12 protein-coding genes are annotated in these 14,329 nt (G+C 31.4%); 6 read left to right on the forward strand and 6 right to left on the reverse strand.

Annotated features, from left to right (window positions below):
• Positions 1-152 precede the first annotated feature (152 nt).
• A complete protein-coding gene (locus ABF633_RS12715; protein WP_415524208.1) occupies positions 153-671 on the reverse strand; it encodes a nitroreductase family protein in 519 nt (172 codons plus the stop codon).
• Positions 672-867: 196 nt separating this feature from the next.
• Positions 868-1,884 carry an NADPH dehydrogenase NamA gene (gene namA / locus ABF633_RS12720; RefSeq protein WP_415524209.1) on the reverse strand — a complete coding sequence of 339 codons (1,017 nt, stop codon included), beginning with the start codon at positions 1,882-1,884 and terminating at the stop codon, positions 868-870.
• A 202-nt stretch (positions 1,885-2,086) separates the two neighbouring features.
• Between namA and ABF633_RS12725 the strand changes: the two genes are divergently transcribed.
• Together ABF633_RS12725 and ABF633_RS12730 are read left to right on the forward strand one after the other, a co-directional pair.
• On the forward strand, positions 2,087-2,431 hold the full coding sequence (locus ABF633_RS12725) for a winged helix-turn-helix transcriptional regulator (protein ID WP_415524210.1): 345 nt from the start codon (positions 2,087-2,089) through the stop codon (positions 2,429-2,431).
• Positions 2,432-2,662: 231 nt separating this feature from the next.
• A complete protein-coding gene (locus ABF633_RS12730; RefSeq protein ID WP_415524212.1) occupies positions 2,663-3,376 on the forward strand; it encodes a hypothetical protein in 714 nt (237 codons plus the stop codon).
• A gap of 190 nt (positions 3,377-3,566) precedes the next feature.
• Here the strand turns inward: ABF633_RS12730 and ABF633_RS12735 are convergent, their stop codons facing one another.
• The 3 genes from ABF633_RS12735 to ABF633_RS12745 form a co-directional block, all read right to left on the reverse strand.
• Entirely contained in the window at positions 3,567-4,448 is an 882-nt protein-coding gene (locus tag ABF633_RS12735) for a hypothetical protein (RefSeq protein WP_415524214.1), read from the reverse strand.
• Between the two features lie 145 nt (positions 4,449-4,593).
• On the reverse strand, positions 4,594-4,773 hold the full coding sequence (locus ABF633_RS12740) for a hypothetical protein (protein WP_415524215.1): 180 nt from the start codon (positions 4,771-4,773) through the stop codon (positions 4,594-4,596).
• Between the two features lie 94 nt (positions 4,774-4,867).
• Positions 4,868-5,047, reverse strand: coding sequence for a hypothetical protein (locus ABF633_RS12745; protein ID WP_415524216.1), 180 nt, complete (start codon positions 5,045-5,047; stop codon positions 4,868-4,870).
• Between the two features lie 294 nt (positions 5,048-5,341).
• Here ABF633_RS12745 and ABF633_RS12750 point away from each other — a divergent pair, with 294 nt between their 5' ends.
• The 4 genes from ABF633_RS12750 to ABF633_RS12765 all read left to right on the forward strand — a co-directional run bounded on the left by ABF633_RS12750 (position 5,342) and on the right by ABF633_RS12765 (position 9,035).
• Positions 5,342-5,554 (forward strand): hypothetical protein, encoded by a 213-nt coding sequence (locus tag ABF633_RS12750; RefSeq protein ID WP_415524217.1) that lies wholly within the window; start codon positions 5,342-5,344, stop codon positions 5,552-5,554.
• Positions 5,555-5,899: 345 nt separating this feature from the next.
• Entirely contained in the window at positions 5,900-6,676 is a 777-nt protein-coding gene (locus ABF633_RS12755) for a CsxC family protein (protein WP_415524218.1), read from the forward strand.
• Between the two features lie 113 nt (positions 6,677-6,789).
• Positions 6,790-7,671 carry a CsxC family protein gene (locus ABF633_RS12760; protein ID WP_415524219.1) on the forward strand — a complete coding sequence of 294 codons (882 nt, stop codon included), beginning with the start codon at positions 6,790-6,792 and terminating at the stop codon, positions 7,669-7,671.
• Between the two features lie 176 nt (positions 7,672-7,847).
• On the forward strand, positions 7,848-9,035 hold the full coding sequence (locus ABF633_RS12765) for a pyridoxal phosphate-dependent aminotransferase (protein WP_415524220.1): 1,188 nt from the start codon (positions 7,848-7,850) through the stop codon (positions 9,033-9,035).
• 151 nt (positions 9,036-9,186) lie between these two features.
• On the opposite strand, the gene ABF633_RS12770 is transcribed toward ABF633_RS12765, so the two are convergent.
• A complete protein-coding gene (locus ABF633_RS12770; protein ID WP_415524222.1) occupies positions 9,187-13,815 on the reverse strand; it encodes a 5'-nucleotidase C-terminal domain-containing protein in 4,629 nt (1,542 codons plus the stop codon).
• Positions 13,816-14,329: the final 514 nt, after the last annotated feature.

Raw genomic sequence — 14,329 nt, forward strand, 5'->3', positions numbered from 1 at the left:
TACTAAAATTATATAGTAAATTAAAGTTATGGTGAATAAAAAACACTATCAAAATATATTGAAATCCAATAATTTGATAGTGCTAGTTTTTAAATATATCTATAATTATTTATATAAATTTACAATTATTACTAAAATAACATTAAAAGCCGCTAAAAAGACTCTTTAACTACTATTTTTTCTAAAGGTTTCCTAGCAACATCGTGCCTATTTGGGGACGCAGGTTCTCCTGCAGCATAACCGATACCTATTATATTTACCGCTTCTACATTATCTGGTATATTAAATTCTTCTCTTATTATTTTAGGATCGAAATAACATACCCATATCGTTCCAAGGCCCAATTCAGTAGCTTGAAGTACCATGTGGGTTGAAATTATTGAAACATCGGTTTCTGCAATATCCTTGTTATCAAAAGGTCTTTTCCAGCTTATATTATGATCTTCACAGACAATAATAGCTACTGGTGCTCCATAGACATTTGCACCCTTTTTAAGCTTTGCAAGTCCTTCTTCCTTTGTTATTACAATAAGTTTTTGAGGCTGTGTATTAGCTCCTGTTGGAGCAACTCTGCCTGCTTCAAGTATTTTTTCAAGCTTTTCTTCCTCAACCTTCTTATTTTCGTATTTACGTACCGAATAACGAGTTTTAGCTAATTGTAAAAAATCCATTTTAATCATCTCCTTAATATATATTTAATGCACTTTTTATACTATAATCATACCATTCGTGAACTCGTTTCAGCAAGCTGAAACATCGGTAAATCAGGTGGGGAGTCTACCACACCTGATTGGAAAATCCCACCTTCGCTTCGCTTAGAGGTGAAGGTCTGAACCTTTCAGTCAGGAAAAGATAAAGTAATTGTATTTATTGAAAAGCACGTTTATACTGTACAGGTAAATCAATATCTATACCTTTGGTCTTAGCAGCATTTAACACCCAATAAGGATTCCTAAGTAATTCTCTACCAAGAGCAACTAGATCCGCTCTTTCATTCGATAATATCTCTTCTACCATATTTATATCTGTTATAAGTCCAACAGCTATAGTAGGTATTTCACAATTCTCTTTAATAAGTTCTGCTAATTTTATCTGATATCCAGGGTATGCCTTTATATCAGCTGGAACTAAGCCACCAGAGCTTACATGTACTATATCAATATATGGCTTTACTATATTGATAATTTTAACCATTTCTTCGCCAGTAATTCCACCTATTTTATAGTCTTCAGCTGAAACTCTTAGTGATATTGTCTTTTCCTTAGGCCATACTTCACTTACAGCTTCTAGTATTTCTTTAAGGAATCTGGTTCTATTCTCAGTACTTCCTCCATATTCATCTGTTCTTACATTAGAAAGAGGTGATAAAAATTCATCTATTAAATATCCATGGGCTCCATGTATTTCTATGGCATCAAAGCCTGCTTTATCAGCCCTTATAGCTGCTGCTTTAAAAGCTAACACAATTTCTTTTATATCACCTTTCGTAAGTTCTCTTGGTATTTTACTCTTTTCATCAAAAGCTACAGCACTAGGTGCCAGAACCTCTCCTGAACTACCCACATATTTTCTTCCACCATGATTTAATTGAATAGCAATAGCTGAACCATATTTTTTAACTGAATTTACTATGTCACTTAATTTATCTATATGTTCATCACTCCAAATTCCTAAATCATTATCACTTATTCTGCCATTTGTTGTTACTGCCGTGGATTCAACTATTATTAAACCTGCTCCGCCTATTGCTCTTGTAGTATAGTGATTATAATGAAAATCATTGGCTTTTCCAGATTCATCAGCTGAATACATATCCATAGGTGGCAGAACAATTCTATTCTTAAGACGTAAATTTTTCAATACATATTCCTCAAAAGTTTTCAAAATACTATTCCCCCTTTATAATGCACCTGAAAATAAATAGGCTAACATACCAACTATTCATTTCTTTACAATGCTTAACTCCATTATTGCTTAATTATATTATATTTCTTATAATATAATTTGAAAAGTAGTAATATTTTTTTCACATTATTTCAAAAAAGTAAGTAATATTATTATTCAATACTCCAGGAGGTTTTTTATTATGTCTGAAATTAAGCTTGAGCATGGTAATTGTTCAGATGAGTGTCCTATAGAACTAGCTATAAATATTATAGGAAGTAAGTGGACTTCATTAATCATTAGAGATTTACTGATAGATAAAACAGTACGTTTTGGTGACTTTTTACGTTCTCTAAAAGGTATTAGTCCTAAAACCTTGTCCTTGAGACTAAGAGAATTAGAAAAGAACAATATAGTTACAAGAATAGTTTATCCCGAAGTGCCTCCTCATGTTGAATACAGTTTAACAGATAAAGGGCAAGCTTTGGAATCAATATTTCTAGAACTTAAAAAATGGGGACTGGCAATTAAAAGTTCTGATAAATAATAAATCAAATTTTGAGTGCTAATATAATATATTTTGAAATTTTTAAAATGTTCATTGTTAATCTAAATTATTTACTGAAAAATTATTATAGCTCTAGGAATTTTCGTAACATATTGCCTAAAATTTAATAATATATAGTGAAGAAGCTAATCTTTCTAATTATGTATATGTGGATAATAATTAAGTATAGTAAAGATTTTCAAATATTATATGGAGGTTGGAGGTAGGCATATGGAAACAAATTTAAACCCACAAGAGGTAATTGCCAATAATGTAGCACCAAAAATTGAGCCTGAATTAATTGGAACAACAACGCGTCAAGAACTAATTGAAAGAGAAATTATCTTTGATGCTCCTAAGAAAGACGCAGTGTTAAAAGTAATTAATATCCTAAACGAAATTGAAATAAAAGATATAAAAGTAGCTAGTGGAACTATTTTGGTAAGTGGTTACTTAAATAGTTGTATTATGTATACTACTATGAAACGACCACAAGGGGAAAAGAATAACCAAGAAAAAAGTAATGAAAATTCAAATAGCTCTGAAAAAAATGGCTATGTAAGTGTGCAAAACAATAAGAGTAGTGAAAATAATAAAAACAAGAGCAAGAATAAGGAACAAGCTAAACCAAGCTGCGGCGTTGTTGATAATAGCATTGCTTTAGACGGTGTTGTTCGTCATACAACTGTTTGGATACCATTTAAGTCATTTATACCTGCCCTAGAAGCTCAAGAAGGAGATATTTGCACAGTTACATCTTCAGCTGTTTTAAATAACTTGAAATCACTCTCTATAAATCCAATTCATGAAGATGAAGATGAGTATGATGAGGAATCAACTGTCTCTATACTGCGTGGTGAAGAAGAACAGAAATTTATAAAAGGAATTGTTAATAAAACCTTAATTGAACTAACTGTTGATATAAAAAGGTATCCTAAAAATTAATACAGAGGATGTTTCATTGACAAAATATGAGACATCCTCTTTTAAAAAGGTATCATAAAAATTAATACAGAGGATGTTTCGTTTGCAAAATATGAGACATCCTCTTTTAAAATTAAATAAATAAAAGCTGTACTATTTTATCATAAATAAATCTATCTATTTTAATAATAGCTTAGATTTAATTTAGAATTTAGCAAAAATAGGTAATTTGTTCAGGATTTATATAATAGGTTTTTGCATCGGATTTTAAAACAATTAAATAGTCATAGTTAAAAATAACTTCTCCTGATATGGCTTGGGTGGAGGTAGTATAAATTGTTAAATACACTCCTTGAAAATTACAGTTTATAAATGCTGCTAGAGGAGATCTTAAAACATTTTTTTTATAGATGTCTTTATGCTTGTATTTCTCTAGCGTTTTGTCACAATTATAATCTTTTTTATAATCATTAATGGTTTTATCATGATTAAATTCCATATCTGTCTTAATATTATTAATGTCATGTTCCTCTGAAACAATTGCAGCATTACTAACAGGCTTCAATGATGTATCAAATTTATTTTCACTTTCTGATAGTATAACGTTATTCTCTTGTAACTCATCGTAAGTAGTGCCCTCATTTGGCGTTAGAGATGTATTTTCTTTAATGAAATTTACTGAACAAGAGTCAATGATTTCAGCATCCTGTGAAAGCTCCATATCATGTAACTGGATATTGGGAATACTTATTTCAAGTGGTATAGTTTCTTTATTCCGTGTTTTTTCTAATAATAAATTTCCACTCTCAGCTACTACATTAGATTCCATAGGCTTAGTGTTTGACTTATAATTATCCTGATTCTCAGTAAACATATCCTCATACTCTGCCATCCAGTATATAATCTTATTACAATTCATATGGTAAATCATATTATTGTGTGCTTTTAAAATAATAAATTTTTCTTCTGAGGTTTTTTCACAATATTCACATAATTCGCAATGAAGTTTTTTACGCTTAGAACCACAGTCATAAATAACAGTAATATATTTTCCTATATATTTATCATAATCATTAAAACAATAATCAGACATTATATAAATCCTCCTAAATAAAATATTAATATATCATACTTACAGCAATTGTATAAGGAAAAGAGGTACCATAAAGGTAGCCTCTAAATTGTTTATATTTATTTAAACTTATAATCATAAACTATTATGGCTATAAGATAAAATTTTAGTATATACTTTCTATAGCATTAGAATTAACAATTACTATACCCTTTTCAGTTTTAAGCTTTAATACATCGGCATCTTCACTAGTTTTTATGATAGTTCCTTGTATTTTATTACCACTTAGTGTAACAATAGTTACGCTATAACCAAGGTCACCTTCATTTAATTTGCTAATATTCATCAACTCTTCCTCCCCTTACGAATATTGTTATTAGTTTAATGAAAAAAATGTTGCATCTACGAAAAATTCCTTTATAGTTGAGTTTATATTAAGGTTAATATATGCTTTCAATTGCACTAGTACTAACCATTGTTATTCCATTCTCAGTTTTAAGTTTTATGAAATCAGAGTCTTCACCAGCTTTTAAAACTTCGCCTTGTATTTTGTTACCACTCTTTGTTACGATTGTCATGCTTGTTCCCAGATAATTTTCTTCTATTATTTTAATGTTCATACTAATATCCTCCTTACAATCTTTAAAAGTCCTTAGTACGCTTACTTATTCTCAACATATATTTAATTGAAAAGATTAGCTTTTTCACTATATATTATTAGATTTTAGGCAATAATGTTACGAAAATTCCTAGGGCTATAATAATTTTTCATTAAACAATTTAGTTGAACATTTTATTTATAAAATTAGTATAATGTATTAAACCTATACTAATGTCATTCATCACATTGTAAAAATTCAAACACCTTGAGAGTTATGTAGATCATTAATTATAGAAGAAGGGGGGAGAAATCGATGGTAGAACATTTAGAGGAAAGTTCGGACAAAAAAATAGATGGCATAGGAAAATATGTTTCGGTAATGATTGAATATGGCCATAGACATTCATACATTAATGGAATATTTTTAGGAGAGACCAGCGAACATTTCATAGTGAAAGATAGTAAAAATAAAGTTGTTTATATTCGTAAAAATAAAATAATATGTCATATATTTGAAGAAAATTAGATTTTTATTCAAATATTATCTAGTATAAATTTTATAGCTTTCTTCATGAACATATGAAATTTTCTAAATTAACTATAAACAGAGTTCTTTGTTTCAGGTGGAGTTTTTTTCTCCAACTGAAACTTAGAAATCGTTATCCAGGGACGTAGCAGCCGTTATCTCCCACTTTGATAGAAGATGGGAGTATTACGGATGGTAGTCATCGGATAAGAACTTAATTGTGCAATTTGCTCAAATAATTTTACCTATAAAGCTAGTACACTTTTCTTATCTCTGAATATTATGTAGTAGGGATATAAATCAAGCTTTACTAATATCCCTATAAAAAAAAAGGAGAGAAAAAGCATGGCAGATAAACATTGTATCCCTGACCCTAACCCAGAACCAACACCAGAAAGTGACGCTAAAGTTATAAATGCGAAAACTCTTGCACCTAGTGTTAATAAGCCTGTTGCTAAACCTGGTGAGTTTAAAGTTCCTGTAGTAATTGCTGAATTTGATGTTTTTATAAATTCAGAATCAACTATTCGTCTTGCTGAACCAGCTTTTGAAATAAAGAGAATAGAGAAAGAAGTATTTCTTAATGAAGCTAGATTTGTTCCAACAAAATTTGATTATTATAAAGGAAAAGTTGTTGCAGGAACAGTTTTTCTTCAAGGTTATTTAAGAAAAAATATAGAATATGCTTCATTGACTTCTACCAGTGATTCCACTATATCTGGAGTAATTAACGACACTACTGCCAGAGTTCCATTTTTAACTTCTACAGTAATAGATCATTTTGTAAATAAGCCTATTATTGAACCAAGTCCAGCAAATGAAACTACTAGATATTTTGATAAAAAAGCTCTGGGAAAGAATATAAGAGAAGCAGACAGAAGAACCACAGAAATTCTTAATGAACCAGTATTTGCAGAAATTGAAGAAACAGACGTTATAGATGCTGATATTAATCAAGATGGTACTCCTATAGATGGCTTTAATAATGAAGCTGAATTTCAGGAATTTGTTGATAAAGCTGTTATAAGAATTCGTATAAAATTACTTCAAAAACAACAAGTTAAACCACATCACAAATATTATGATGCTGAAGAAAATGATGAAAATGAAGCTGATGATTAAGTAAAAACTAGTACTAATGGAGCCAGTTAAAACAACTGGCTCTTTATAGTGTTACCAATGTTTACTTACATACATATTATAAATAGTAATCAAATTTTGGAGAGTGTATATAGTTGAGCAGTCATAGAAGACGTCACAAAACAGAAGATAAAAGCACAATCTATCCTGTTAAACTAATATTTGATGAAGATTGGAACTATTCCTCTACAGAAGATATTAAGAATAATTCTGATAAAAGCAGCAGTAATTCTCATAACAATAAATATGACACATCAACAAAGATTGGAATAAAAGAATCCACATATACAACTGAAAAAAAGCATAGTAAGCATGGGAAAGTAGTACCTGAAGTGCTTAATCCTAAAGTTTTAAAAGAATGTAAGAATCACTTTAATAGTTCAGAAATAGATTCCTATATTATTCCTATGAAAGTACCTGTAATTGTAGCCGGAGTGAAAGTATTTATAGATATTGAAAATAAAGTAAAATTAGGTTCTCAGGCTACTGCTATAAAACGCATTAATAGAAGAGTGTTTCTCAGGCAATGTACTCTAATTACAAAAGCAAAAAAACTATTTCTAAATGGTATTATTAGAAAAAGTATTGAATATTCAGAACCTAATTTTAAAAATAATAGTACTCTTAGCGGAAAAATTAAAAATATAACCGTTTATGTTCCCTTTAGCTGTGTAACTGATGTTGATTATATTGTTGATCCTGAAATTGAAGAAAAGAATTCAACAGCTTTGATAACTTTATCCAAATCTAATGTTAAAGAAGAAACTCTTTCTGAAACATATAACGAAATAACTCCAATATACTGTGAAATTATAAATGCAGACTTTAAGGAATTAAATATTAAAGAAGATCTTAAATCTTATATACGCGAATCGCCGGATATATATTTTTTTAAATCTATAACACAAAAAATGGTCATGAATCTTACTATAAGATTAATTCAAAATCAGAGGATCTTTGTTAATAAGCCTACTTAAATGAACAATTTATATGCATTGCTATTAAAATTGTTCATTTAATAGATAACCTTATACATTGTTTACATTTATATTTTAATATAAATGTGTTAAGATTAGGCATATAAGAGAAATATAGAGTTTATTTATTTCTCTTATATGCCTAATACTAATTTCTAAAAAGTGAGGTCTTATAGATGATATCAAAAGTTATGATGGACTATGTTGCAAATAGTTCTATTATTAGAGCAATGTTTGAAGAAGGTAAAAGATTATCTGCAATTTATGGTGAAGAAAATGTATTTGATTTTAGCATAGGTAATCCCAATGTAGAACCACCTGAAAGTATAAAAAAAGCTGTAGTAGAAATTTTATCTGAAGAATCTCCCAATTTAGTTCATGGATATATGTCTAATTCTGGGTATGTAGATGTAAGAACTGCTATTGCAAATAATATAAGTAAAAAACATAATATAAAACTAACAGAAGATAATATTATAATGACCTGTGGCGCTGCCGGAGGACTTAATATTCTATTAAAAACTCTTTTAGATCCAGAAGATGAAGTAATAACCTTTTCTCCATTTTTTGGGGAATACAAAAACTACGTTCACAATTTTAACGGAAAATTAGTAATTGTTCCTAGTAATCTTGAAACTTTTCAGCCAGATTTAGAGGCTTTTGAAGCAAGTATTACTAACAAAACCAAAGCAGTAATAATAAATTCTCCAAATAACCCTACTGGTGTGGTTTATTCAGAAGCTACTATTGAAAAGCTTGCTGAAATTCTTTATAAAAAACAGACACAATTTAGCAGCAGCATATACTTAATTTCAGATGAGCCCTACAGAGAAATAATATATGATAATGTAAAAGTCCCGTATATATTAAATTACTATAAAAATTCCTTTATTGGATATTCCTTCAGTAAATCTCTTTCTCTTCCCGGTGAAAGAATAGGCTATATTGTTTGTCATAGTGAAATGGATGATTTTCATAATGTGATTCAAGCATTAAATGTAGCTAATAGAATACTTGGATTTGTAAATGCGCCTTCACTATTTCAAAGAGTTATTGGCAAATGTCTTGATTCAGAAGTAGATGTCAATATATATAAGAAAAATAGGGACTTATTATACAACCACCTAACTAAGATAGGTTTTTCTTGTATTAAACCTGAAGGAGCCTTTTATTTATTTCCTAAATCTTTAATTCCAGATGATAAAGAATTTGCAAAAGAGGCCAAGAAATTTAACTTATTAATAGTTCCCGGTTCTACCTTTGGATGTCCAGGACATTTTAGACTTTCATATTGCATTTCCTATGATAAAATTGAAAGATCTTTACCACAGTTTGATAAGCTTGCAAAGATCTATTTGAAATAATTATCCCCAAAAATTAGTAAACAAAGTTATTGTATTCTGCTCAATAATTTTTGTTGATTTTCATATTGCAGTTTAATTCTTTTTAAAGAATTAAATAAAAAGACTTCGCTTCTACTCTGGAAACGAAGTCTTTTATTTTCAGACATCTTAACTATGCTGCATTATCAGTTCTTTTCTTTCTCTTATCAATAACAAACAACATTGCTCCCAATATTATACATAAACTTCCCATACCAACAAGTGCTCCAAAATCCACTACTTGTCCTGTCTTAGGAAGAGTTGTACTTGTACTTGAAGCTGCTGCCGGTGTTACTGCAGCTGTTGATACTGGTGCTGGCTGTTGTTGTACTGTCTGCCCTGAGGTTGGTTGTTGCTGCGTTGGCTGCTGTTGTTCTGGCGCTTCTGCTGGTATTAGTGAAGCAGCATCAGTAACAAAGTAGTCACTGCAGTGATCTGTAGTATAAGTAATATATCCATCTGAATCAACTTTTATATTACTTTGTACAATATCATAGCTATCCTTATCAGCATAATATCTACAAATGCTGACAACCTTATTCGCCCAGTTCTTACCTATAAATATTTTAACTGCAGCCTTTCCAGGCAGTTGCCCTTCGTAATTAAAAGAGAATGAAACAATTGAAGCATCTTTTCCCGTTACAGCCTTTACTTTAGCTATTTCTTTTGAGGTTAAAGCCGTTGGTACTGTCTTCAAAGACAAATCAATGTCGCTAGTAACATTTGAAGTTATATCTTTACCATTAAAGGCCCAAGTTACATTATTCCCTATAAAACTTATTGTCTTATCCTTACCTCTAATTGCATTAAATACATCTTTGCTTACTACAGGTGAAGTTTTAATATCTATAGTAGGAATTTCAGTGTTATTGGTAATTGCATCATTTACAGCACTTATTACTGCTGCCCCATCTTTATTATCTATTGTAGTTGGTGTTTGATCTACATCCTGACTTACAGCAGTAGTATAAACCTTCCAATTGTTTGAAGAGTCTGGTGATATTGTCTTATGATCTTTAATATAACTCATCATTAAACTTCTAACCTGACCATCATCACCAAGAGCCTTAGCAGAATCATAAGTTACAATACTTGGATCTGTACTACTTAAACCTGCTGCCCTCATGAATCCGCCGCCGCCATTGTATCTGTAATTATTAATTGCCACTGTAAATACATCCGTATCTTTTACTAGCACTCCATTTATCTTTAAGTCCTTTATCCTGTTTCCTGATGTAACCACTCCAGTAGTAGGATCTACTGTGCATGCTGGCTGAGTTAAATCTACATCGTAAGTTGCTCCGTACAATTGATCTAGATTATAATCAGGAATATTCAAAGTTGGATCTTTTACTATTGGATCACTGGAATTAGCTGCCTGCTTGTAGTATCTAACAGAATATTCCATCCAGTTCTTTAGCTGTTTACCGTTCATCTTTACTCCAAACAAGAAATTTTCATATACATATACGGACATGATATCTTTTATAGTTATATCTCCCTTTGGAATATATGCTGCTGAACTCAATGGTGCTGCAATTGACAATTGCGTACCTGCTGCTTCCTTCTGAACCTTATTGATAAGCCCCATTATTGGAGTAGCCTGTGTAGTTTGTCCATCTCCTTTAAATTCTCCTGTTGATGTTCCAAGCTTAGTTTGAATGTAGCTTAAGGTCTGATTCTGATATGGCTGAATTAATTGTACTATTGCTGGATCTTCAGCTATAGTATTATCCATTTTAACATTTTTTGTTGTAAGTCCAGTAAATTTTCCGTCTTTATCTATATTTAAATCTATTTGTGATACATAAGTTCCCCATTTACTTGGTTCTACAACTGGTACAACCTTTCCATCGGGATTTTTTAAACTTGTGTCATTTAATGTGGCATGAGTATGTCCTGCAACTATAGCATCTATTCCAGATACCTGAGTTGCTATTGCTTTTACTTCATTTTCCGGAATAACATCTGCTGCACCTTCTTCTCCGCTGTGGGCTGATACTATTACCACATCTGCTCCTGCCTGTCTAACCTTTGGTACCCAAAGCTTAGCTTCATCTACTAAGTCGTTAAAATGTAAACCTGCATAATGAGCTGGATCTTCCCAATTTGGTATAGTTTTAGTTGTAAGTCCAAGTATACCAACCTTTATTGTCTTTCCATTTACATTGAAGCTTTTAATATAATATGGCTGTACATAATTTGTATTATCACTCTTATAAGTATTAGCTGATAGTGGTTTAATGTTCTCATTTACTGCATCTGATATTATTCTGTTTAAGGTATTTAATCCATAGTTAAATTCATGGTTTCCAAGAGTCCATGTATCATACTTCATTGCTCCCATTACTTTCATCAATGGATATTCAGCTGTTGTGTCAAGCATATCATAATAATATGAAAGTGGAGTTCCCTGGATAGTATCACCATTATCTATTAACATAACATTTGGATTTGATGCTCTTACACTATTAACATAAGTAGACACCTTTGCTAACCCCTGTGGTGTTGATGGTGCCTTACCTGCTGCATAATCGTAATTAAGTACATTTCCATGAATATCTGAAGTTGCTAACACTGATATAGTAGAGCCGCCTTCATTGCCACTATTTCCACCAGTACTAACCTTAGTAATGTCTGATGCTTGACCAACTGTAAGCTCATATTTTGATCCATATTGAGATACAGCAGCCACTACATTAATTTTGTCCCCTACATTAATTCCACTTAATTCTGGAGATTTATATATACTTATGCTTCCAGTGCTATCCTGAATCATTGAATCAGAACTAGTATCGTAACTTTGAAGTGATGCATTATTTATTTGGATTAATTGTCCCTCTAGAGATTCATTAACATCACTTATATTAACCACCTTTGGAGTTACAGTGTTTCCAGTACTTATAGTACTAACATCTGAGGCACTCTTTGGAGTTATCTCCAAAAGATTATTGTAAACTGATATCGGACCTGTGACTTGAATTTTGTCTCCTTTTTTAACATCGGCCTTCGTACTGGAATTATAAACACAGATTCCAGCTGTACTATCTTGAATAAATACATTATTTCCATTGACAGTTGTTACTGTTCCTGTAACTGTTACATTTCCAGATGTTAATTTTCTAGCATCTGCTATATTCATAGAGGTAGCTGAGCCTGATTGAGTCTGCGGCGTAATTCTATTATTCATAACAAATTTAATAGTCTTATTTAATCTAATGTCATCAAGAAAAGCATCTCTAGCAAGCTTATGTGTATTAAATAATGTAGCACTTACCACTGGATCTGTAAATCCTAAAAATCCGTCTCCACCAGTCAGTACAAAATCGGGACCAGCTACCTTTAGAACTTCAGTATCACTAATAGCTTTTCCATCTTCTCTAGTTATACTAGTTACTTTATTTCCATAAGTTTTTGAAGAATCATAAGTAAATTTAATTCCTGAAATTTGAATTCCCTTTCCACCTATTGTATTAACTGGATTTTTAGGATCTGGATAAGTCCCAACTGCCTGCTCTAAAACAGTTTTCAATTGAGCCTTGTTCATAGTTACAGTATTGATTTCATTATCAAATGGCATAAATGTAAATATTTGTCCAACTGTGATATTGCCTTTGCTGAAATCTACTCTTAAACCGCCATTATTAGCTACACCCACATCTGCCTTTGCATAATTTTTAACCACATCTGATGCCCAGTTTCCAAGTTGGGATTCACCATAAGGCTGCTGATCCTGGCTTCTAGTTAAATCAGTGGATATATTTCCTATAACTTCATCAAATATTGGACCAACTTCTGCCTTTGCATCACTTACGATTTTTTGTACCTGAGGATCAACTATTGGATTAGTTGATGTATATCCATTAGCGTTATTTAAAGCTACATAGCTGGAAGTAACACTTGGAAAGCTAACTTTCATGTCCGGTGATACTGTCATTTTTAAATCTGCATATCCTTTTCCACTGCTGCTGGCATTTATTACTGGTATGCCATTTACTATTTTCTGTTCTACTGTATGGGTGTGTCCACCAAAAACTGCACTTACATTTGTAAGCTTATTAACAATTGTGTCAAGGGTGCCTTCACCCTCATGAACTACAGCAATTATAACATCTGCTTGATTATTATCTTTAAGATTCTTTGCCACGGAATTAATTTCAGTTGCAGCATCTGTGAAATTTTTATCTGCGACATAGCCTGGCATTACAATGTTTGGCGTATCATTTGTAATTGCTCCAACAAAAGCAATTCTTACACCATCTTTAGTAATAATCTTGTAAGGATCAAATACTCTACTACCATTTGAGCCATCTGGATTTTTATTGTACAAATTTGCACAAATAAAATTGAATGATGCCCCCTTCATTGTAGTGTTGATAATTGTGTTAAGTCCCCAGTCAAATTCATGATTCCCAACCTCTGAAAATTCCATGCCTATATTACTCATTGCCTGTTGAACAGGAACTCCCTTTAAAGTGTTTGAAATTGGCGTACCTTGAAATAAGTCTCCACCACCAAAAATAACAGTATTTGGATTAGCTGCCTTTACCGCTTTAACCCTATTTGCCAATACCGCTGCTACAGGCTTGGAACTTGTGTCTTCAAGTGCCCCATGAAAATCTGTAATTTCGACTAAATCAAAAGTCTTATCTGCGGATGCTGCATAAGCCTTTACTGCAAATCCATTTGATAAGGTTGAAATTAATAATAAAACTGTAAGAAAAAAAGATATCCACTGCTTGAATTTTAAAGATTTAAACAATACATTAACCCCCTTGTATATTAATATTTTATAAACAGAGTTCTTTGTTTCAGATGGAGTTTTTTTCTCCAGCTGAAACTTAGAAATCGTTATCCAGGGACGTAGCAGCCGTTATCTCCCACTTTGATAGAAAAGCAGAGAACCAAAATCTTCGATTTTGTGTGAATCGCTTTCACTGTGTGCGTTGGGAGTATTACGGATGGTAGTCATCGGATAAAAATGTCAATTGTTAAGCTTATGAAAAAAATATCCATACTAATGCTAATTTTTCGTAAGCAGTTAACAATTTTTCAAGAAAATTTTAACACTTTTATAATATTTAATGTTTATGTACAAGTTAATAGGGTGTTAAATTTGCAAAAAAAACCATTTTCGGTATGAATATCTCCTAATGTTCATTTAAGTATATATAGAACTAGTTCCGTTGTATTCCTTCTTAATTATGTGCTAATATGAATAATATATTTAGCATTTTTGACTTACTACACTATTTCTTTTCACATACCTTAGAAAA

The sequence above is a fragment of the Clostridium sp. genome, from assembly GCF_047718555.1.
Classification (GTDB): Bacteria; Bacillota; Clostridia; order Clostridiales; family Clostridiaceae; genus Clostridium_I.